Source organism: Cohaesibacter gelatinilyticus, assembly GCF_900215605.1.
GTDB classification, from domain to species: Bacteria; Pseudomonadota; Alphaproteobacteria; order Rhizobiales; family Cohaesibacteraceae; genus Cohaesibacter; species Cohaesibacter gelatinilyticus.
The window spans coordinates 1,252,607-1,273,094 of the sequence record NZ_OBEL01000001.1; the positions used below are offsets into that span (position 1 = coordinate 1,252,607).

19 protein-coding genes are annotated in these 20,488 nt (G+C 49.8%); 9 read left to right on the plus strand and 10 right to left on the minus strand.

From position 1 onward, the window contains the following. Nucleotides 1-87: 87 nt before the first annotated feature. Nucleotides 88-987: a DMT family transporter gene (locus CRO57_RS05595; protein ID WP_097152348.1), complete on the minus strand. Its 900-nt coding sequence runs from the start codon at nt 985-987 to the stop codon at nt 88-90. A 185-nt stretch (nt 988-1,172) separates the two neighbouring features. Further along, nucleotides 1,173-2,327 carry a BAR domain-containing protein gene (locus tag CRO57_RS05605; protein WP_097152350.1) on the minus strand — a complete coding sequence of 385 codons (1,155 nt, stop codon included), beginning with the start codon at nt 2,325-2,327 and terminating at the stop codon, nt 1,173-1,175. 166 nt (nt 2,328-2,493) lie between these two features. On the opposite strand from CRO57_RS05605, the gene glmU reads away from it, so the two are divergent. Next, nucleotides 2,494-3,834 (plus strand): bifunctional UDP-N-acetylglucosamine diphosphorylase/glucosamine-1-phosphate N-acetyltransferase GlmU, encoded by a 1,341-nt coding sequence (gene glmU / locus CRO57_RS05610; RefSeq protein ID WP_097152351.1) that lies wholly within the window; start codon nt 2,494-2,496, stop codon nt 3,832-3,834. Between the two features lie 155 nt (nt 3,835-3,989). Then, on the plus strand, nt 3,990-5,816 hold the full coding sequence (glmS, locus tag CRO57_RS05615) for a glutamine--fructose-6-phosphate transaminase (isomerizing) (protein WP_097152352.1): 1,827 nt from the start codon (nt 3,990-3,992) through the stop codon (nt 5,814-5,816). A 100-nt stretch (nt 5,817-5,916) separates the two neighbouring features. Here the strand turns inward: glmS and CRO57_RS05620 are convergent, their stop codons facing one another. The 5 genes from CRO57_RS05620 to CRO57_RS05640 are packed head-to-tail and all read right to left on the minus strand — an operon-like array spanning nt 5,917 to nt 11,238. Further along, the gene (locus CRO57_RS05620) at nt 5,917-6,468 is read right to left on the minus strand and encodes a histidine phosphatase family protein (protein ID WP_097152353.1); all 552 of its coding nucleotides are present in this window, start codon (nt 6,466-6,468) and stop codon (nt 5,917-5,919) included. Further along, nucleotides 6,465-7,535 (minus strand): MBL fold metallo-hydrolase, encoded by a 1,071-nt coding sequence (locus tag CRO57_RS05625; RefSeq protein WP_097152354.1) that lies wholly within the window; start codon nt 7,533-7,535, stop codon nt 6,465-6,467. Before CRO57_RS05625 ends, CRO57_RS05620 begins: the two co-directional genes overlap by 4 nt. Continuing rightward, complete coding sequence (locus tag CRO57_RS05630) at nt 7,536-8,579, minus strand: ABC transporter ATP-binding protein (RefSeq protein ID WP_097152355.1); 1,044 nt, start codon at nt 8,577-8,579, stop codon at nt 7,536-7,538. It lies immediately after the preceding gene. Continuing rightward, nucleotides 8,567-10,225 (minus strand): ABC transporter permease, encoded by a 1,659-nt coding sequence (locus CRO57_RS05635; RefSeq protein WP_244580016.1) that lies wholly within the window; start codon nt 10,223-10,225, stop codon nt 8,567-8,569. Before CRO57_RS05635 ends, CRO57_RS05630 begins: the two co-directional genes overlap by 13 nt. A 44-nt stretch (nt 10,226-10,269) precedes the next feature. After that, nucleotides 10,270-11,238: an ABC transporter substrate-binding protein gene (locus tag CRO57_RS05640; protein WP_097152357.1), complete on the minus strand. Its 969-nt coding sequence runs from the start codon at nt 11,236-11,238 to the stop codon at nt 10,270-10,272. Nucleotides 11,239-11,407: 169 nt separating this feature from the next. On the opposite strand from CRO57_RS05640, the gene CRO57_RS05645 reads away from it, so the two are divergent. The 7 genes from CRO57_RS05645 (at nt 11,408) to CRO57_RS05675 (ending at nt 18,187) form a co-directional block, all read left to right on the plus strand. Next, nucleotides 11,408-12,187, plus strand: coding sequence for a DeoR/GlpR family DNA-binding transcription regulator (locus CRO57_RS05645; RefSeq protein WP_097152358.1), 780 nt, complete (start codon nt 11,408-11,410; stop codon nt 12,185-12,187). A 292-nt stretch (nt 12,188-12,479) separates the two neighbouring features. Continuing rightward, complete coding sequence (locus tag CRO57_RS05650) at nt 12,480-13,655, plus strand: substrate-binding domain-containing protein (RefSeq protein ID WP_097153220.1); 1,176 nt, start codon at nt 12,480-12,482, stop codon at nt 13,653-13,655. A 102-nt stretch (nt 13,656-13,757) separates the two neighbouring features. Beyond that, a complete protein-coding gene (locus tag CRO57_RS05655; protein ID WP_097152359.1) occupies nt 13,758-14,540 on the plus strand; it encodes an ABC transporter ATP-binding protein in 783 nt (260 codons plus the stop codon). After that, nucleotides 14,540-15,265 (plus strand): ABC transporter ATP-binding protein, encoded by a 726-nt coding sequence (locus CRO57_RS05660; RefSeq protein WP_097152360.1) that lies wholly within the window; start codon nt 14,540-14,542, stop codon nt 15,263-15,265. The genes CRO57_RS05655 and CRO57_RS05660 overlap by 1 nt, the downstream gene beginning before the upstream one ends. Nucleotides 15,266-15,300: 35 nt before the next feature. Then, on the plus strand, nt 15,301-16,320 hold the full coding sequence (locus tag CRO57_RS05665) for a branched-chain amino acid ABC transporter permease (protein ID WP_097153221.1): 1,020 nt from the start codon (nt 15,301-15,303) through the stop codon (nt 16,318-16,320). Between the two features lie 11 nt (nt 16,321-16,331). After that, nucleotides 16,332-17,414, plus strand: a complete 1,083-nt coding sequence (locus tag CRO57_RS05670) for a branched-chain amino acid ABC transporter permease (RefSeq protein WP_097152361.1) — start codon at nt 16,332-16,334, stop codon at nt 17,412-17,414. After that, a complete protein-coding gene (locus tag CRO57_RS05675; protein WP_097152362.1) occupies nt 17,411-18,187 on the plus strand; it encodes an alpha/beta fold hydrolase in 777 nt (258 codons plus the stop codon). Before CRO57_RS05670 ends, CRO57_RS05675 begins: the two co-directional genes overlap by 4 nt. Here the strand turns inward: CRO57_RS05675 and CRO57_RS05680 are convergent. Genes CRO57_RS05680 through CRO57_RS05690 form a run of 3 tightly spaced genes read right to left on the minus strand, consistent with a single transcriptional unit; the run spans nt 18,168 to nt 20,458 of the window. Beyond that, the gene (locus CRO57_RS05680; RefSeq protein ID WP_097152363.1) at nt 18,168-18,536 is read right to left on the minus strand and encodes a hotdog family protein; all 369 of its coding nucleotides are present in this window, start codon (nt 18,534-18,536) and stop codon (nt 18,168-18,170) included. The genes CRO57_RS05675 and CRO57_RS05680 overlap by 20 nt on opposite strands. Next, complete coding sequence (locus tag CRO57_RS05685; RefSeq protein WP_097152364.1) at nt 18,529-18,954, minus strand: MaoC/PaaZ C-terminal domain-containing protein; 426 nt, start codon at nt 18,952-18,954, stop codon at nt 18,529-18,531. Before CRO57_RS05685 ends, CRO57_RS05680 begins: the two co-directional genes overlap by 8 nt. A 7-nt stretch (nt 18,955-18,961) precedes the next feature. Beyond that, nucleotides 18,962-20,458 carry an acyl-CoA synthetase gene (locus CRO57_RS05690; protein ID WP_097152365.1) on the minus strand — a complete coding sequence of 499 codons (1,497 nt, stop codon included), beginning with the start codon at nt 20,456-20,458 and terminating at the stop codon, nt 18,962-18,964. Between the last annotated feature and the right edge of the window lie 30 nt (nt 20,459-20,488).

The window sequence follows — 20,488 nt, forward strand, 5'->3', positions numbered from 1 at the left end:
GTCAGGTGTTTGTTCGATATTTGAGGAAATGACAAAAGGAGGCATTTGCCTCCTTTTTTGGTATTTGATTTTGTCGGTAAACAAAGCTCAGGTACTGGAGCGAACAAAGCGCTCAAAGGGAAGCGTAGCAAGGATGACGCCGGACATCACCAGAACCAGTCCCATCATATGAAAGGGAAGGAATGATTCTCCAAGGAAGGTAACTGCAAGCAAAACCCCCACGGGTGGCAGAAGATACATGAAAATTCCTGCTGTTGCTGGACCAAGGATCTTGATACCATATTGATAGCAGGTAAAAGCCAGAACACTGGAAATGAAACCAAGGCCAAAAAGCGAATACCATTGGCTCATCTGCTTTGGCCAGAAGTCTGCATAACTGGCTTCATAGATTGTGAATGGGATCATCATCAGGGATCCGATCAGGGCAACGATGGCAAACATGCTGATTGTGGACACTGGCTGTAGAGCACGTTTTTTGGAAAGAACGGAATAGATCGCCCAGCCAAGTGCAGCCATCACAAAGAGCAAGTCACCATCATTGAAATCCAGTGCCAGAAGTTGCTCCAAGCTTCCTTTAGCAATGATATAGAGAATTCCGGAAACTGCCAAAATAATGCCAGCAATCTCGCGCCAGGAAATGAGACGTCCGCGAAAAATGCGTTCCATCAAAAGAATCAGGACTGGTGATGAAGTGTAGATCAACGTTCCATTAGTCGCTGATGTATATTTCAGCGCGAAATAGACTCCTGCACCGCAAATACCAATACTCAGAAATGCATTGGTTGCGATAAGCTTCCATTGTGCTGACAATAATGCTCGCTGGCTCCAAATGCCTGACCAGGCAAATGGTATAATCAGACCAAAGGCGATTGCCCAACGAAACAAGGTCAGCGTGAAGGGCTCAACATTTTTCACGGCAACACTTCCAAATATAAAGTTGGAAGAAAAGAAAACTGGACTGAAGAGCAACAGCCAATAAGCAAGCATTCTGGAAGACAAGATGGAACTCGTTTTACAACGGGAAATGAGACAGGACAGCTTCAATGCCGCCTCAATAGTCGCTTCTAAAGCTCATGGGACCCGCAGACAACCCTATTACTACGCAGATATAGATCTGGCGAATTGGTCAATTGCCACGGTAAGACGATTTATGCAGTTGAGAACGATCAAGCCTACCGATTGAATACCAGTGCTTGCCCTTGAAATGGCGCAACAGAACAGTCATAGCCACGATCTTTTAGCCGAACACAAAGGGTTGCCGCTTCTGCGGCATTCTGTATCGGACCAAGCAATAGATTGAGGTGAATACGATTATTGGCGGCCTGCAAAATGGACGTGGCTGGTTTCAGGTCTCCAACTATCTGATTTTGGCTTCCGGAAATCTCCTGCCATGCAGAACGTAATTCCGGTAAGGAGACAAATTCACCAAGATTCAACGCAAAGCTTGTTCGGCTGGGGGCACGAACTTGCTGTGGGGTCTGCACCACTTTGCTGACTGGTGCCATGGCTTTTTCAGCCTGTGATGTGGTTAGGGCAAGTCTTGGTTTTGGGCGAGGCTCTGCACCAGAATCGGACATAGATGCCTTTTTACCTTTGGCGTCCAGGTCAAAATCTAGTGGTTGCCGCTTCAAAGTCATACCATCACGTTTCTCCACGGAAAATGGATCAAACTTCTGACCGTTGGCTTCGTTTGGCTGACTAGGACGAATCGAACCGGTTGGTTGCGGGTCCACGCCAACAGATTGGGCAACGGAAGCAAGCTGTTCTGCTGTGATCGTTGGTTTTCCGTCACGGCCGGGTAATGGCACAATGCGTACTGGACGGTTTGAGGCAATAACCTTCTTCAGGCGGCCTTCCATCTTCTCCAAATCAGCGACACGATTTCGCAATCGGCGGTTTTCATCCCTCAAACTCCGACTACTATTCTGGAAATTATTGACCCTACGCTGTAATTCGGCGAGCTGTTGACTAAGCTTGTTGAGCAGCTTTTGTTGATCACTTCCATTCTTGAAGGGATCAAAGCTTGCATTTTGACGTTTTAGGAGATTGTTCTCTACACGTTTGCTGAATTTTGCAGAAGCGCGTGTTTCTGGACGAATAGCGGCAGTTGGTGGTTCCTGTTTGTCTATGCTGCTGGTGACAACACTACGATCAACATCGGTAGGCACGCGATTTCTGGCCAGCGAACTCCTGTCACCGGTTGACCCATTCAGGGATTTTTCTGGATCTGAAACCATCGTCAATACAAGTAAAACTGTTACACAGGCTACAAGACCCCAGCCTGCCATCATACTTGCGTCGAAAATGGCTTTACCGCGCCGCGCCATTTCATTTGCCTCCTGAACGCGAATCTGTTGATTCACGTAACATTAAGCAAAGTATTTTTTTCTGCTCCTCGCAAGGGGGGTTCTCAATTCTGCGGCAATTCTTCATTAGGTAAACTCATATAATGAGAACCAGAACTATCTTTCTGAAGTCTATAGGAGACTCTCAATGATGCAGCGCTCATGCCAAGCCATTATACTGGCAGCAGGCCAAGGGACACGAATGAAGTCCAGTAAACCAAAGGTTTTGCATCAGGTTGCGCACCTGCCAATGGTAAGTCATGTTGCCAAAGCTGCGATAAATGCAGGTAGTCAGAAAATATCGCTCGTCGTTGGGCCTGATATGGATCCGGTTCTCAAAGCTGTGCGATCCATCCACAAAAATGTGCAGTCTCATCAACAGATTGAGCGCTTGGGAACCGCACATGCAGTGCTTGCGGCAGAGAGTGATCTGGGCCAGCCTCTGGATGATGTAATCATTCTGTATGGGGACACACCACTCGTGGAATCTCAAACCATCGCTAGCATGCGTGCTGCTTTGTCTAATGGGGCAGACGTAGTTGTTTTGGGATTCCGGGCTGAGAAGCCTGATCCATATGGGCGCTTGCTTGAGGAAGAAGGACAATTGGTTGCCATTCGCGAAGCAAAGGACGCAAGTGAAGACGAGTTGAAAGTCGATTTTTGCAATGCTGGCATAATGGCATTTTCCGGCAAGATCATACTGCAGCTTTTAAAGCGTATTGATAATGATAATGCTCAGAAGGAATATTATCTGACCGATGCGGTAGAACTCGCAAATCGATCTGGCCTTAAAGTCGTGGCAATGGAAGCGGAAGAGGCCGAAGTGCAGGGCGTGAATAGCCGTCTCGAACTTGCACGTGTTGAAGCAACATTTCAGCAACGGGCGCGTCTCAACGCCATGACCGAAGGTGCAACTCTGCAAGATCCCGAGACGGTTTATTTCGCTCATGATACCGAAATCGGTCGTGATGTCGTGATCGAGCAGAATGTCGTCTTTGGCCCCGGTGTGGAAGTGGCAGACGAAGCGACCATTCGGGCATTTTCTCATCTGGAAGGCGCAAAAGTCGCAAGTCATTGCGTGATTGGCCCTTATGCGCGCTTGCGTCCGGGCGCAGATTTGAGGGAAGCTGCAAAAGTTGGCAATTTCTGTGAGGTCAAAAAGGCAGTGATTGACCAAGGAGCCAAGGTCAATCACCTCAGCTATATCGGTGATGCCCATGTCGGTGCAAAGGCCAATATCGGCGCGGGAACTATCACTTGTAATTATGATGGCTTCAATAAATCCAAAACCGAGATAGGCGCAGGAGCTTTCATTGGTTCCAATAGTGCATTGGTGGCTCCGGTGATCGTTGAAGAGGGTGCAATTGTCGGTGCTGGCAGCGTTATCACCAAAACGGTCGAAGCAAATTCCTTGACCTTGACCCGTGCGAAGCAGATGGCACTTTCCAATTGGGCTACCAAGTTTAGAGAAAAGAATTCAAAAGGTTAATCTGAAAACTTGATATCACTGTCGATTGTCTGAATTTGACAGGAGATGGAAACCGGATTGTTAGAATATGCAATCTGAATTGATTTCCTCTCATGGTCTTTAGCGGCTAGGTATTCGGCAACATCTCCTTTCAGATTGCAAAATAGAGACATAATATGTGTGGAATTGTTGGAATCCTGGGTAACACTGAAGTCGCACCTTTGTTGGTCGATGCGCTCAAACGTCTGGAATATCGCGGGTATGATTCCGCTGGAGTTGCTACCCTGCATGATGGACAGCTGGACCGCCGCAGGGCAGCAGGCAAACTTCGCAATCTTGAACTGATCCTCAATGACAATCCATTGCCTGGTACAATTGGCATCGGACATACCCGTTGGGCAACGCATGGTATTCCGAACGAGACCAATGCTCATCCGCACAGAGCTGGTAATATCGCAGCTGTTCACAACGGAATTATCGAAAATTTCCGCGAATTGCGCCATTCATTGGCTGAAAATGGACATACCTTTGAATCTGAAACTGACTCTGAGACTATTGTCCACCTGATCAAACGAGAAATGGACAAAGGTTTCAAACCTGTTCAGGCTGTGGCCGTTGTTCTGAAGATGCTAAAAGGTGCTTTCTCACTGGCAATCATCTTTGGCGGTGAAGACAATCTGATGATTGGAGCTCGCCGCGGTAGCCCTCTGGCCGTGGGGCATGGCGAAGGAGAGATGTTCCTGGGATCTGACGCTTTTGCACTGGCGCCATTCACCGACAAGGTGACCTATCTGGATGATGGGGACTGGGCCGTTTTGTCTCGCTCCACAATCCAAATCTTTAACGAAAACGATGAGTTGGTAGAGCGTCAGCAGACTGTGGCCATGGCTTCGGCACAGGTGACCAGCAAGGGCAACTACAAGCATTTCATGGAAAAGGAAATGCATGAGCAGCCGGAGGTTATCCAGCATACTCTGTCCAATTATATCGACTTTGCTTCTGGTAAAGTTCGCCTCAAGAGTGAGTTGCCATTCAGCTTCAAGGATTTGAGGCGCATCACAATGTCCGCATGCGGCACTGCTTACATTGCTGGTCTAGTCGCAAAATACTGGTTTGAGCGCTATGCACGCATTCCGGTCGATATCGACGTGGCATCCGAGTTTCGCTATCGCGAAGCTCCGATGGAAGAGGGGGGGCTATCACTTTTTATCTCACAGTCGGGTGAGACCGCGGATACTCTCGCATCCCTTCGCTATTGTCGTGAAAATGGCCAGCATATCGCTTCTATCGTCAATGTGCAGGAAAGCACCATTGCTCGTGAGAGTGATGCAATCTTCCCGACCATCGCCGGTCCGGAAATCGGTGTGGCGTCTACCAAGGCCTTCACCTGTCAGCTGTCCGTTCTTCTCTCTCTCGTCATTCTGGCTGCGCGTGAACGCGGCAAAATCACGGTTGAGGAAGAGGCGGAACTTGTACAAGCTGTCAGCGAATTGCCAAAGTTTATTCGCCAAGCCTTGAAGCTTTCCGAACCAATCACTCACATTGCTCGTCGCCTGTCAAAGGTTGATAATATCCTCTATCTTGGTCGCGGAACCAGTTTCCCACTGGCGCTGGAAGGTGCGCTGAAACTCAAGGAAATTTCCTATATTCATGCGGAAGCTTATGCTGCGGGCGAGTTGAAACATGGTCCTATTGCTTTGATCGATGAAAGCATGCCGGTGGTGGTTATTGCGCCATTCGATGGATCTTATGAGAAAACCGTCTCGAACATGCAGGAAGTTGCAGCACGCGACGGCCAGATCATCCTGATCACCGATGAAGAAGGTGCAAAGCATAACAGTTTGGAAGATTGTGATGTTGTGGTTATGCCGAAAGTACCGGAGATTCTAAGTCCGATCGTCTATGCCCTTCCAATCCAATTACTGGCTTACCATACTGCGGATTTCATGGGCACAGATGTTGATCAGCCACGCAATTTGGCCAAATCGGTTACCGTGGAATAGAGCATCTCTGACTCAAGCGGATTTTTAATGAAGCCATCATCAAATCGATATTGATCGGTATGGTGATGGCTATTTCTTTGTTGTGAGCGATTGGTGCTTCTCAAGGACGATAGATTTCTTCTATATGTCTGTTTCCGTTCCAGCGAAATATGAGCGGTTTGGCATTGGGTGGGCGGGACCCGGTGCTTGGTTGACCTGTTAGAATGCGGGAAGCGCGTATCACGCCGGAATGACAGACAATTATAGGCAGGTTATTATCTGCCGCCTGACAACAATGGACCAAAGCATTTCCCGTACGGTGCAGAAAATCTCGCCAGTCTTCACCTTTTTCAGGATGGCCATCTCTTGCGGGCGAGTTTGCTATCGGCTGACCTTCGAAAATTCCCCAGTTTCGTTCTGAAAGGTCATTCACCTGCTCCACATACTGATCAGGAAATGCAAGATGACAGGTCTCTCTTGCTCTTTCCTTTGGACTGCAAAAGAGGCGGTAGTGCACAGGCCACGGTGCTCGTTGCAATGCACGTGCCTGATCGCGACCGAAATCGGTGAGGGGAACATCCAATCGTCCAGCAATAACACCGTCTCGATTGGCGATTGTTTCACCATGGCGAATAAGGCAAAAGCTATATTGTTGCAACGCGGTCAAAATCATAAGGTGACGCTTCCTTCCAGAAACACTTCTGCGCCAAAACCATTGACCTTGAGATAGTCTTGCGGGTTTTGGCAAAATACCGGTGCGAAGCGATCCGCTCCCAGTTTCTTGATCATGTTTTTCTGATGTGACAGAGGTGGATGTACATTCCAGCGACAAAAATAGCCGCCGCCCACCTTCTCAATACCTCGTGCATGTGCTGTCATGTGGCCCGTAAAGATCACATGTACATCTTTCCCAAGACGGTTGCTTTCATGCCACGCACGAACATAACCCCATGCAGCTCCTCCATCTGCGTTGGGAGTATCGCATATCAGAAATCGTGCATCTTCCATGTCGCCGCGTCTCAAAAGAGGTTCAATTGAACTGGCAATCGGAGAGACGCCCTCATTTTTGGTAGAGTTCGAAATAACTGCCCTGCATTCAGGATCCAGCATAACCGCTTCAAGGCCATAGCGTTCGGTCAGATGAACCGCCAGTTCTCCTGCGCGTCCAGAAGGAGGGACAGGAAAGAGAATCTTCCCATCAAGCTTATCGATCAAATCATTGAGTATAGATATGCGCAGTGCCTGAGGGATATCATCAAGATGGTAGGAACAATCGATGATGGCTGTGCGAGCCTTGGGTGGTTCGTCAAAGGAAAACCAGCGCGACTCCTCCGACCAGTCTCCCGAATAGAAAAATCCGTCACCAACGTCAAAATGGAACCATACGCCACCCAATGCATGACCATTACGACCGGTCGTCAGATTCACTCCATAAATGGTTGTCACGCCTTGTTCGGGTAGAATGTGGATGTCAGCCGCGGGTGGTAGTGCCATTGCTGTTCTTTGTGTTGTATAGATCGGCAACCCTTTTTCGACGGTATAAGGGGCACCACCAATATGATCGATATGATCGTGTGTGATGAATACCGCATCGACCCCTTCCAACCATGCGGGATCAAAATGGGCATTGGCTTCTGGTCCATGGCCGCAATCGAGCAACCAGCGTTGATCATTGATGGTCAACAACATGCAAGCCGGGCCTTTTTCTCCCAGCCCGGACAAAATTTCGATTTCAGCCATTTAAGTTTCCTGGAATGCCCAAGGTTGTGCGATGGAAAGGCCAAGTTGGCTTTCTTCCTGATAGCGGTCTCGCGACAGAAGGGTGATTATGTGGTCTGTGGTGGTTTTCAGGGTCATGCGATAGAGCCCACCCAAATAATTGGCACGTAGAACTTTCGCTCGGATATTGCCAAATTCTGCAATTGTGAGATTTTCAGGTCGCAGACAGATATGATTGGGATTTTCAACATCGGTTTCAATAGCAAAGGAGCCCCCAAGAGCACTTGCTGTCAATGTGTTGTCTTGCCAATTAACACCTGCAATGGGAATCACACTGCCTTCACCGACGAAACCTGCAACAAAGCTGTTGCGCGGACGATTGTAGAGTGTCTCAGGTGTGTCCAACTGAACGATCTTGCCTTCAGACATGACGGCAATTCGATCAGCCATCACCATGGCTTCGGACTGATCATGAGTCACGTAGACCATTGTGGAACCATTGTGACGATGGAATTCAGAAAAGACCTCCTGCATCGAAGCTCGTAAAGCGACATCCAGATTGGCCAGAGGTTCATCCAGCAATACTGCTTGCGGATCCAGAACCAACGCACGCGCCAGAGCGACTCTTTGACGTTGTCCACCAGATAAGTCGGATGGCATACGATCTGCGAAATTCGTGAGTTCGGTTGCCTGCAAAGCATCATTGGTTCGTGATTGTATTTGCTTCTTATCCAGTCCACGAACTTCCAAGGCAAAAGAAACGTTACGCGAAACATTCATATGTGGCCAAAGAGCGTAAGATTGGAAAACGAACCCGATATTGCGATCTTCCGGTGCAATAAAGCGACCTGTTTGGGTATCGGCAACAATGTGATCACCAATACTAATACTGCCGGTCGTCGGATGATCAAAACCTGCCAAAAGTCGCAGCAGAGTGGACTTTCCACACCCGGACGGCCCAAGAAGGGCAAGAAACTCTCCGTCTTGAATGCATGCACCAATCGAATCAAGGGCAGGGGTGGAACCGAAGGTCTTGCTGACCCCTGTTAACATTAGCTGTGCCATGGGACGACTCCTTTCGGTAGTCTTGAGGAGCTCAGCTGCACCACGCCCATCAAGCCGATGACAACGAGCACAATGGTCATCGCAAGAGCTGACGCCATTACAGTTTCTCCACTATCGTCCAGATTAAAAATCACCACGCCCAAGGTCTCGGTGCCAGACGACCATAAAAGGGCTGAAACTGTCAGCTCGTTGAAGCCTGTTAGAAAGACCAAAATCGCTCCTGCTGCAGCTGATGGTGCGGAAAGCGGTACGATGACATGCCGTAAACGTTGAAGAAGCGACGCGCCAACTGACTGTGCAGCTTCATTCATAGCCGGGTCCAGCTGCTTGATGCTGGCCTGCACCGGACGAAACATGATGGCAAAAAAGCGAGCTAGATAGGCAAGCAATATGATCCAGATGGTGCCGTAGAGTGAGAAGTCCGTGAAGGGTAGATTGATGAGCAGCAGGATCATTGCGATTGCCAGCACCACACCGGGCAGGGCATAGGGCAAATCCACCAGACTATCGAACAATCGCCCCATACGCGATGGATTGCGCTCCATCAACCACGCAAGCGGAAGGCATATTGCGATCAAGATCAAGGCTGAGCCACCGGCCAAAAAGAACGAATTACTAAATGCACGAGCGGTCACGGGTTGGCGAAATAAAGCTTCGAACCATCCGTCAAATGTCAGTGTTTGAAAGTTCAGCGGCAAACCGAAAGCAGGAACCAGGGATGTGGCCAATAGTCCAATCAACGGCAGCACCAATATACAGAACACCACTGACCAAAGGGCAATTTCGACCGGCAAACGAAAACGCCCCAATGGGATGGCCAAGGATCGTGAATTGGTGCCGACAAGATGAACTTTGCTCCGGTGCTGAAAGAAACGTTGAAACAGAATGCCGACTACGGCGACACAGCCAATGAGAATGGCCAGAACCGCTACTTCTCCAAGAACTGATGGACCAATACCTGACAAACGTTGATAAATAAGTGTCGGAAGTGTCGAATATCCAGCAGGAATTCCCAGCATTGCCGGAATGCCAAAATTTCCCAAGGCAGTGACGAAGGTGATTGCGACGCCAGCCGATAAGCTTGGAAGACATAACGGCATCACGATTTTCCACCAGATCTGTCGACCTTTGGCCCCGGAAATACGGGCTGCTTCAACCGCTTCTTGTGGTATTGCGCGCAAGCCCGCGCGCAACGTCAGAAAGATTATGGAAGTATGCTGAATGCCAAGAAGCAGGATAATACCACCAGCCGAGTAAAGAGGTTGAGGCGAGCCAAGTTTGGGAGCAACCCCTATTGTTTTAAGCAATACCGAGGAGGGGCCCATGAGTTGGGTCCAGGAAAGGGCGGTGATCTGCGGTGGGATCATCATCGGAATCATCAAACAAAAGACAAGGCTGGCCTTTGCGCGAAGGTCTGTAAGCGCAACAAGAAAGGCAAAAGCACCGCCTATCAAGGCGGCAAGAACTGTCCCAAGACCAGCCGTGATCAAAGAATGCAAAAGCGCATTTTGCGTGGACGAACGAGAGAGTACTTCGCCCAATAAGGCAAAGCTGATGCTGCCCTCAAATGTGAGGCCATGGGCGAAAAGACGCAACACAGGGAGCAGCGTAAGCGTGATTGCGATGATCAGAATAACAGAAAGCAACCGGTACTCTGACCGGTTGCTTGTAATCTTGCTTGTTATTGGCATCAATTGACACCGAACAACTCTGAGAACTTGGCCTTGTTCGCTTCCGCATCTTTAAGGGCTTTACCTGGATCAAAAGCCATCAGCTTGATGTCTTTGCGATCAGGGAAACCTGCAGGCACGGCCATGTCGCTACGTGCAGGGATATAACCCATATCAAGCACCAGATCCTGCCCCTTCTTGGACAGGGCAAAGTCTACAAATTTTTTTGCAGCATCTTTGTTCTTTGCACTTTTCAGAATTGCGACCGGTTCGGTCACGTAGGAAACACCTTCCTTGGGGAAGACGAACTCGACCGGAGATCCTTTGGCTTTATTGCGAATAGCAAGAAAGTCAACGACAACACCATAAGGCTTCTCGCCCGAAGCAACAGCTTTGAATGTTCCGCCGTTGCCGCCCTTTGCGCGTGCTTTGTTAGCAGCCAAAGCGCCGTAATAGTCCCATCCAAGATTGTCATTACCGGTGAGGGTCGCAAGATGGATCAGAGCAGCGCCGGAATAGAGCGGTGAAGGCATGGCGATCTGTCCCTTACGAGAAGCGTCAGCCAGATCCGCCCAGCTACCAGGAACTTTCTCAGCGGCTGTGTTATAGACGATGCCAGAGGTGATCAATTTGGTGGAATAATAATATCCATCAGCACTGTAAAGTGCCTTGTCATAGGCAACCGCTTCCTTGGATTTATATGCGGTAAGAAGATCCTTCTGCGCCATACCTTCCAAGGTAACGGTGTCAGCAATCAGCAGAACATCTGGCTGCGGGTTGCCAGCTTCAATTTCAGCATAGAGACGAGCCATCAACTTGGTGGTGCCATCACGCACCCAGTCCACTTTGATATCAGGGTTGGCAGCCATGAATGCATCAACGGTTTTTTGTGCATCAGCATTTGGCTGTGAGGTGTAAAGGGTCAGGGTATCGGCAAAAGCAGTGCTCGCAAGCAGGCTCAAAGCAGCAGCAGTCAGCAAGGTTTTCATGGAATGGCTCCAGTTATATTGACTTTCGTACGAAAACGAAATCGCAAGGAGTGTTTCGCATGGAAATTTATAACTTTTGTGACAGTGTGTTTGTTATTCGGATTTACGATTGAACTGATCAACTAAATTGCGTATTGCAATGGAGAGTTTTGTTTTCGAAGGAAAGTGAATGAGGCGAGAGGATCTTAACCGAAGACGGGATCAAATCATTGCGTTACTCGCCGCCAATGGCGAGCTGACCGCAACGGATTTGGCCAAAAGGTTGGATGTATCGGTCCAAACCATCCGAACAGATTTACGCGATCTGGATGAAGCCTCACTTGTACAGAGACGTAGCGGAATTGTGCGCCTAAGGCAGCAATCGGAGAATATTGGTTATTCTCCTCGCATGAGTATCTCACGCTTGGAAAAGCAACATATTGCACTTGCGGTCAAAAATTTGGTCGATAATGGCGCCCGTGTCGCACTCGGAACGGGAACGACGGTAGAATTGTGCGCAAATATGTTGGCCACCAAAGAGGATCTCTTTGTTGCGACCAATAACATCCATGCAGTGCTGGCCCTACAGCTGGCACCCAAAGCGGTTGTTATGATTGCTGGTGGAACAGTCCGTTTGCGGGATTTGGATATGATCGGATCAGCCAGTTCGGACTTCTTCGAAAATTATCGAGTTGATGTCGCCATATTCAGCTGTGGAGGGGTCTCCAAGTCTGGCGAAGTGCTGGACTATAACTCAGAAGAAGTCGCAGCCCGAAAGGCAATTGTCGACTGTGCACAAGAGACCATTCTGGTTTTTGATAGCGAGAAATATGGGCGCGATTTACCTTGCCGCCTGCACAATGTTTGGGATTACGACAAGATTGTCACTTGGTCAGAGTTTGGACAAGACATACGTGAACAATGCGCCAAGCATGGGTGCGAAATAGTTTCCATGCCCAAAGATCTGTAACCGAGCAGATCTATTAGTTTACCCCCTCCCGACAGAATATTGATGCAGCCCCTCCAAGAGGATTACCGCATCCATACGCCTATCGTGCGCTACGACCAATCACCAAAAAAGAAAACTTGTACCTGCTGTTGCTGATTACGGCAGCTAGCGAGACAGGTCCCTTGACCAATCCATATTTTTCAGCAAATATGAAATATGAATCAACTGTCATGTTTGGCGAAAAATGCAGACATGGCTTCAGGCGGAAACGGGTGGAGTTCCGGTTTCGCATCTGATTTTGGGAGGAATTGGAATGAAGCGGAAGATTGTTGCAGCCCTCGCTGCGTCATTTGTTATGTCGGCAGGAGCTTATGCTGACGAAATCAAGATCGCGCATGTCTATGGCAAAACCGGCCCATTTGAGGCTTACGCCAAACAGTCTCACGTCGGGTTGATGATGGGACTGGAATATGCCACCGGCGGCACTATGGAGCTCGACGGCAAGAAAATTGTCGTAATTGAAAAAGACACGCAGCTGAAACCGGATATCGGCAAGGCAATGCTGGAAGAAGCTTATGGTGATGATGAAGTCGATATTGCCGTAGGTCCTGTGTCATCTGGTGTTGCGCTGGCCATGCTGCCCGTTGCCGAAGAGTTCGAGAAAGTTCTCATCGTAGAGCCTGCTGTTGCCGACTCAATCACCGGTAAAGCCTTCAATAAATATATCTTCCGTACTTCACGTAATTCCTCGCAGGATGCAATCTCCAATGCTGTTGCTCTCGGTAAAGAGGGCGTGTCTATTGTGACATTGGCACAGGACTATGCCTTCGGTCGTGATGGGGTTGCTGCCTTCAAAGAAGCTTTGAAAGGTACAGGAGCGAAACTCGCTTACGAAGAATATGCGCCACGCGACACCAAGGATTTCACTGCTCATGCCCAGCGCATGTTTGACGCATTGGCAAAGGAAGAAGGCCGCAAGATCATTTTTGTGATCTGGGCCGGTGGCGGTAACCCGCTTGGCAAGCTCAAGGCAATGAACCCGGAAAGCAAGGGTGTTGAACTGGCAACAGGTGGCAATATTCTTGCTGCGATGAAAGCTTACAAAGCTTTGCCTGGCATGGAAGGTGCCACCTACTACTATTATGATATCCCGAAAAATCCAGTGAATGACTGGCTCGTGAAAGAGCATTTCAAGCGTTACAATTCTCCACCAGATTTCTTCACCGCTGGTGGCATGGCCTCTGCTATGGCTGTGATCGAAGCGATCAAGCAAGCTGGTTCCACCGAGACTGACGCCCTGATCTCTGCCATGGAAGGCATGGAGTTCGACAGCCCGAAAGGCAAGATGAAGTTCCGCAAGGAAGACCATCAGGCCATGCAGTCCATGTATCACTTCAAGATCAAGGTGCAGGACGATGTCGAGTGGGGCATTCCTGAGCTGGTACGCGAGCTGAAAATGGATGAAATGTCCATTCCGGTGCGCAACTAATAGGCCGGGTCCAATTAGGACCAAAATCTGAAAACCTGATCTGGCCACGTCGAGTGGTCGGGTTAGGTGCCCTCCATTTTCTTCTTGAAACGGGAACGAGTTATGTTGGAACCAGCGGTGCTTTCCACCCGCGATCTGACAGTGCGTTTTGGCGGCCATGTGGCCGTGAACGCAGTGACAGCGGATTTTCATCGGGGAACATTGACCGCAATTGTCGGTCCCAACGGGGCGGGCAAGACCACTTACTTCAATGTCATATCCGGACAGATCTCTGCCTATTCCGGAAGTGCCATTCTCAATGGAGAAGATATCAGTTCTCTATCCATTGCAGAGCGGACCCATAGAGGTTTGGGGCGTGCGTTCCAACTGACCAATCTGTTTCCCAATCTGAGTGTTTTGGAAAATGTTCGCTTGGTCGTGCAAAGCCATATGCACTCCGGTTTCGATCTCTTCTCACGCGCGGATGGGCATCAGGAGCTGATCGATAAGGCGGAGCACTATCTGGCTCGTGTCAATTTGCTGGATGCATTTGAACAGCCAGTCTCAAGCTTGCCGCACGGTGATCAGCGAAAGCTTGAGGTCGCACTACTTCTGGCCCTTGGCTCGGACGTCTTGATGTTTGATGAACCGACAGCGGGCATGAGCGTCGATGAAGTGCCGGTGGTCCTGGATCTTATTCAGGAAATCAAGGCAGACAAATCACGCACCATTCTGCTGGTCGAGCATAAGATGGACGTGATCCATGCGCTGGCCGACCGGATCATCGTTCTGCATAACGGCACATTGGTTGCAGAAGGCGACCCACAAGAAGTCATGCAACAAGACGTGGTTCAGCAAGCCTATCTTGGGAACGATCCTGATGCAGATGTAAGGGAGGCAAGCTGATGAGTGAAGCGCTCCTCACGCTGCAAGATGTTCATACCGATATCGAGCAATACCACATCCTTCACGGCGTCTCCATGGAGGTGCCACGCGGCGGTGTCACCATGCTATTGGGTCGCAATGGTGCAGGCAAGACCACCACATTGCGGACCATCATGGGGCTCTGGAAGGCGAGGCAGGGTGCAGTTACCCTTGAAGGGCAGGATATCAGCAAATTCAACACACCTGATATCTCTCAACTTGGCATTGCCTATGTGCCCGAGAATACCGGCCTCTTTACAGATCTGAGTGTCGAAGAAAACATGATCCTGGCAGCGCGCTCGGGAAAGATGAATGAGGACAGGCTGGATTGGATCTTCTCGCTCTTTCCAGCCATGAAAACATTCTGGTCCTTGCCTGCAGGTAACTTGTCTGGCGGGCAGAAGCAGATGCTTGCCATCTCCCGTGCCATCATTGAGCCGCGTAAGCTGCTCATCGTGGACGAACCCACCAAAGGATTGGCCCCGGCCATCATTCAGGCGCTGACAGCAGCATTCGAAGAGCTGAAGAAAAGCGACACCACCATATTGCTGGTTGAGCAGAATTTCGCCATGGCCAAACGCCTAGGCGATACGGTCGCAGTGATGGATGACGGCAAGATCGTTCATACCGGTTTGATGGCAGATCTGGCCTCAGACAATGCACTGCAGGAGCGACTGATGGGACTGAGCATGGAGGCGCATCAATGAGCGATCAAGCGCAATTAAAGGCAGCTGAGACAGTTATGCCCGAAAGGGCAATCATCGAAGCACCAAGCTTTCAGGATCAGCTGATCAAACTCACTCCATGGCTTCTGGTTCCGATCATAGCATTCGTAGGTTTCCTTGCCATCTCCAGTGGCCCAACATGGGCGACGCTCACCATTGCCGGTTTGGCCATGGGTTTGATGATATTTATCATGGCTTCTGGCTTGACCCTTGTCTTTGGTCTGATGGACGTCATCAATTTTGGTCATGGAGCCTTTGTCTCTCTTGGCGCATTTATCGGTGTCACAATCCTCTTGATGCTGGCTGGCTGGACGTCCAGCCCGTCTTTCTTCATCAACATGCTGGCTCTTTTTCTGGCCATCTCTGTTGCTATGGGCGGCACGGCCATATTCGGCTGGGCGTTTGAACGCTATATCGTGATGCCGGTTTATGGAGCTCACCTGAAACAGATCCTCGTCACGATGGGTGGTCTGATCATCGTGCAGCAATTGATCCATGTGTTCTGGGGACCAGATGAGATTTTCATCGCTCGGCCAGAAAGCCTGAAAGGTTCAATCGAGCTATTTGGTGCATCAATTGAGCGTTACCGTCTGGTGGCCGTTGGAATTGGTGTTGCTCTATTTGCGCTTATGCGCTGGGTACTGAATGGCACCAAAATCGGACTTCTGGTACGGGCAGGGGTCGAGAATGGCGAGATGGTTGAAGCGCTTGGTTATAACATTCGCCGTCTCTTCGTGCTGGTCTTCATGGCCGGTTCTGCTCTTGCCGGGCTTGGTGGCGTGATGTGGGGCCTCTATCAGGAAGTCATCACCGCCCATATGGGCAACGAAATCATGATCCTTGTTTTCATTGTCGTGATCATCGGCGGTCTCGGCTCAATTGAGGGATGTTTCATTGGTGCGCTTCTTGTCGGGCTGCTTGCCAATTACGGTGCCTATCTGGCGCCCAAATTTGCACTTGTTTCCAATATCGGCCTGATGGTCGCAATTTTGATGTGGCGGCCACAGGGATTGTTCCCAGTGGTCAAGGCGAAATAGGAGCGGCCGGAATGTTGAAGCATATTCTTTCAGATGACTTCCCGCGTAGCCGTATCCTGACGGTGCTTTTGATCGTGATCGTACTGGGGCTGGTCTTTGCACCTTTCATTTTTCCTGGAACGCGTTCACTCAATACTGCTGCACGGATTTGCATTTTTATCGTTCTGATCGCATCCTATGATCTGTTGCTAGGCTATACCGGCATCGTCTCATTCGCCCATACCATGTTCTTTGGCATCGGTGCCTATGGGGTGGCTCTAACACTCAATGCTATGGGCCCAAGCTGGGCTGCCATACCACTAGGTGCGCTGGCAGGGGTTGTCTGTGCTGGCCTGCTTGCTTTGGTCATAGGGCTCTTTTCATTGCGAGTGAAAGCAATTTTCTTTGCAATGGTAACGCTGGCTGTAGCCTCAGCCTTTGCGGTTCTGGTTTCCCAACTCTCAGATTTTACCGGTGGTGAGGATGGGCTTTCCTATAAGATTCCACGTGAATTCACGCCGGCCTTCAAGTTGTTCGATGACAAGATTTTTGGTGTGCGCATCTCCGGCAAGATCGTGATGTATTATTCCATCGTGATTGTCAGCATTTTGCTGTTTCTCACCATGCTGCGTATGGTCAACAGCCCATTTGGCCGAGTGTTGCAGGCTATTCGTGAGAATGCCTTCCGTGCAGAAGCCATCGGATATCGGACAGTACGCTACCAGACAGCGACCAATGTGTTGGCAGCAATCTTTGCGGCACTGGCAGGTGCAATGATGGCGCTTTGGCTCCGCTACACAGGGCCGGACACTACGCTGTCCATGGAGATTATGGTCGATATTTTGCTGATGGTCGTCATTGGCGGCATGGGCACCATGTATGGTGCAATTGTCGGCGCAACCATTTTCATTTTGGCGCAGAATTATCTGCAAAATGCCTTGGCTGTTGCGGGGGAGGTAACCGAGGGTATTCCGATCCTCTCAGAATTATTGCATCCAGATCGTTGGCTGCTGTGGCTTGGTCTTCTCTTCATCCTCTCGGTCTATTTCTTTCCCACCGGGGTGGTCGGCCGTTTGCGTGAACATGCTGTGCGTCGCAAGGAAACTGCTACGTGAGCGAAGAAACAAGACCTCTCCTCATAGCCCTCCATGGTTGGGGAGCGCGCGGTTGCTTTTTTGATGATTTGGCCAGACGGCTGACCGAAATTTGTGATGTCGTTGCCCCGGATTTTGTGGGTCATGGGACGCAAAAGCAGATCGAGGTCGTTGAGTTGTCAATGTTGGCCGACCAGATCAATGAGCTTACGGTGCAATATCAGCGGCGGCGAATTTTTCTACTTGGCTGGTCCATGGGAGCAGCCGCGGCATTCAGCTATCTTGAAAAGTTCGGCAGCGAGCAAATTGCTGGACTACTCATCGAAGATATGGCTCCCAAACCCCTCAATGATGAAGACTGGGATCTGGGCATCGCCAGCGGATATCGCGCAGAAGATGTTGAAGTGACCCTTGGCCATATAAGGTCAGGGTGGCAACGATATGGACGTCGCGTCTGGTGCGCTACCTTTGCCACGCCTCAAATTGCCAGAAAATTCGAAGACGATGTGTTATTCGAAACTTTCCTGGACAATAGAGAACGTCCAATGGCGAGTGCCTGGCAAAGTTTGATGGCATTGGATGCGCGCTCATTGATCAGAAATTTGGACTGCCCGGTGCTGGCTCTCATGGGCGCAAACAGTCATGTTTATAAGCCAGAATTGGCAGACTGGTATGAGCATATGCTGAAAAATGGGAGTGTTCATAGGATTAAGGGGGCAGGGCATGCCCCCCATCTAGAACAGCCTGAGATCTTTGCAGATCTGGTGACCAGCTTTATTCAAAAGCATTGCTGACATCTTTGGCCAGCACCAAGGCACGACCATCACAAATCATTTCCCCGTTTGCATCCAAACATTCAGTTCTAAGATCAACGAGATGCTTTTCAGAGCGCAGCTCAGTAATGGTCACACGAGCCGTCAATTCCTGATCTAGTGGTGCTGGCTTGATAAAGTTCAAGCTTTGCTTGAGATAATTGGTTCCACGACCAGGAAGCTTGACGCCGAGCAAATAGGAAAAGAGTGCCGCAATCAGTGGCTCAGGAACGGAGCCATCGACCTTTTCGCCGGTCAGGTGCGAAAATGCACCCAAGTCTGATGAATTATATGTTCTGGAGATGCTGGCGCTTTGGCTGACTTCAAGCATTGGAATTCTCACTCCATTCGATGATTGTTGCGCCTTCAAGCCCTACAGTTTGGCGGCGAAGGCTGCTTGCCTGGGTTTTGAGATGAATGTGTCCATTCTGGTCAACGCCTGTGACTTCAATCTCGAACAACACATTTTCATCGGTGAAGGTAGGAGCAGGAAATTTTATGGATTGCTCGAGCTGAACTGCACCGGGGTAAGCAGATTGGATCATGCTCCATAAGTGAGAATAGAGCAGCATGCCGTGCGAGACGGTTCTGCCAAACCGTGTTCGAGCCGAAAAAACAGGGTCAACATGGATAGGGTTGTCGTCACCGGAGAGATCGGCAAAGGCATTGAACTCAGCTTGCGTAAAGCAATGCTCTTTCGTGTGCGTTTCACCAATATCTGGTGACACAACAATCGATGCATTGGTCATGAAATGCTTATCCCTGTTGCTTGAGAATATGTTTTTGAACTTTGCCAGCGGCAGTGCGCGGAAAATCTTTTACCACCGAGAAATATTTTGGGATTTTGTAGGCCGCCAGCTTGTCACGGCACCAAGGTCCCAACTCGCTGATATCTATTGTCTGACCGGGACGGTTGGTCAGTTTCGCATGACCGACTTCCCCCCACTTCTCATCAGCAACACCAATGACGGCTGCCTCCAAAATGGCGGGATGCGTATTGAGAACTTTCTCTACTTCAGCCGGATAGACATTCTCGCCACCGGAAATGAACATGTCCTTGATCCGGTCAACAATGAAATAATATCCATCGTCGTCCCTCAGTGCGACATCGCCTGTTTTCAACCAACCATCATCAGTGAAACTGGCCTCGGTCGCCTCAGGATTATTGTAGTAGCCGGGCGTAATATTGGGTCCGCGAATTTGCAACTCGCCTTGCTCATTGTTACCCATTACCTTGCCATCAGGGGAGGCTATACGGACTTCGGTGAGCATCTGTGCCTTGCCGCAAGAACCAGCTTTCTCGATCACTGCATTCTTATCCATCAAGAACACTGTGGGGCCGGTTTCCGTCATGCCAAAGCCAAGACAGATATGGGCATCTCGTTCGGCAAATGCTTTGAGCAATGGGATGGGAAGGGGTGCACCACCGGCGCCCCAAGACTTCATCTTGCTAAGGTCGGTATTGGCAAAATCGGGATGCAGATGCAGCACCTGGTAAACCGCTGGTACGGCAAGAATGGAGTTCACACGGCCCTGATGGATCAAAGCAAGCAGATCGCCTGCTTCGAACTTCGGCATGACGATATTGGTGCCGCCAAACAGAAAGACGGGCAGGGAAATCAGATTGATGCCCGCGGTATGAAAGAGCGGCAGATAATTGACCGTCACATCATCGCGGGATATGTCCATCGACTGACCAATATTGACAGCATTAGCCCAAGCCATCTTCGGTGTTTGAATGACAGCTTTGGGTTTGCCTGTCGTGCCACTGGTGTAAAGCAAATACCAAACTTGATTACCATCCCAAGCTAGAGTTGGAATAGCATCAACAGAACAGCCTTCTAAACGCTCTTCATAATTTCCATCAAGATTGATGACGTTGAGCGAGCAAGTGTTTGACAGGTTTTCAGCTGTCTCACTGAAATGATCATCAAAGAATAAAAGAGATGGTGCGCAATCCTCAACAATCGGGATCAGTTCTGCAACCGGTTGGCGCCAATTGAGTGGCACAAGAATGCAGCCAGTCTTGGCACAGGCAAAGAGTATCTCAAAGAAATCCGGCCGGTTCAGGCACAAGATTGCTATCCGGTCGCCAGACTTCAGGCCTTGAGACTGAAGCAAATGAGCGGCTCGCTGGGCGCGGTTGTGAACTTGCGCGAACGTGCGTGTCTCACCAGAGCCATTCATCTCGAAGGCGACCTTGTTTGGAGACAATTCCGCCCGTTTCATCGTCATATCAGGTATCAGATCCATTTTGCTCTCCTCCCAGAGCTCAGGTATGAC

Bases quoted from the DNA above. Each gene is read 5' to 3' on its own strand.
- CRO57_RS05595 (WP_097152348.1), bottom strand. From the start codon at position 987: ATGCTTGCTTATTGGCTGTTGCTCTTCAGTCCAGTTTTCTTTTCTTCC.
- CRO57_RS05605 (WP_097152350.1), bottom strand. From the start codon at position 2,327: ATGGCGCGGCGCGGTAAAGCCATTTTCGACGCAAGTATGATGGCAGGC.
- glmU (WP_097152351.1), top strand. From the start codon at position 2,494: ATGATGCAGCGCTCATGCCAAGCCATTATACTGGCAGCAGGCCAAGGG.
- glmS (WP_097152352.1), top strand. From the start codon at position 3,990: ATGTGTGGAATTGTTGGAATCCTGGGTAACACTGAAGTCGCACCTTTG.
- CRO57_RS05620 (WP_097152353.1), bottom strand. From the start codon at position 6,468: ATGATTTTGACCGCGTTGCAACAATATAGCTTTTGCCTTATTCGCCAT.
- CRO57_RS05625 (WP_097152354.1), bottom strand. From the start codon at position 7,535: ATGGCTGAAATCGAAATTTTGTCCGGGCTGGGAGAAAAAGGCCCGGCT.
- CRO57_RS05630 (WP_097152355.1), bottom strand. From the start codon at position 8,579: ATGGCACAGCTAATGTTAACAGGGGTCAGCAAGACCTTCGGTTCCACC.
- CRO57_RS05640 (WP_097152357.1), bottom strand. From the start codon at position 11,238: ATGAAAACCTTGCTGACTGCTGCTGCTTTGAGCCTGCTTGCGAGCACT.
- CRO57_RS05645 (WP_097152358.1), top strand. From the start codon at position 11,408: ATGAGGCGAGAGGATCTTAACCGAAGACGGGATCAAATCATTGCGTTA.
- CRO57_RS05650 (WP_097153220.1), top strand. From the start codon at position 12,480: ATGAAGCGGAAGATTGTTGCAGCCCTCGCTGCGTCATTTGTTATGTCG.
- CRO57_RS05655 (WP_097152359.1), top strand. From the start codon at position 13,758: ATGTTGGAACCAGCGGTGCTTTCCACCCGCGATCTGACAGTGCGTTTT.
- CRO57_RS05660 (WP_097152360.1), top strand. From the start codon at position 14,540: ATGAGTGAAGCGCTCCTCACGCTGCAAGATGTTCATACCGATATCGAG.
- CRO57_RS05665 (WP_097153221.1), top strand. From the start codon at position 15,301: ATGCCCGAAAGGGCAATCATCGAAGCACCAAGCTTTCAGGATCAGCTG.
- CRO57_RS05670 (WP_097152361.1), top strand. From the start codon at position 16,332: ATGTTGAAGCATATTCTTTCAGATGACTTCCCGCGTAGCCGTATCCTG.
- CRO57_RS05680 (WP_097152363.1), bottom strand. From the start codon at position 18,536: ATGCTTGAAGTCAGCCAAAGCGCCAGCATCTCCAGAACATATAATTCA.
- CRO57_RS05685 (WP_097152364.1), bottom strand. From the start codon at position 18,954: ATGACCAATGCATCGATTGTTGTGTCACCAGATATTGGTGAAACGCAC.
- CRO57_RS05690 (WP_097152365.1), bottom strand. From the start codon at position 20,458: ATGGATCTGATACCTGATATGACGATGAAACGGGCGGAATTGTCTCCA.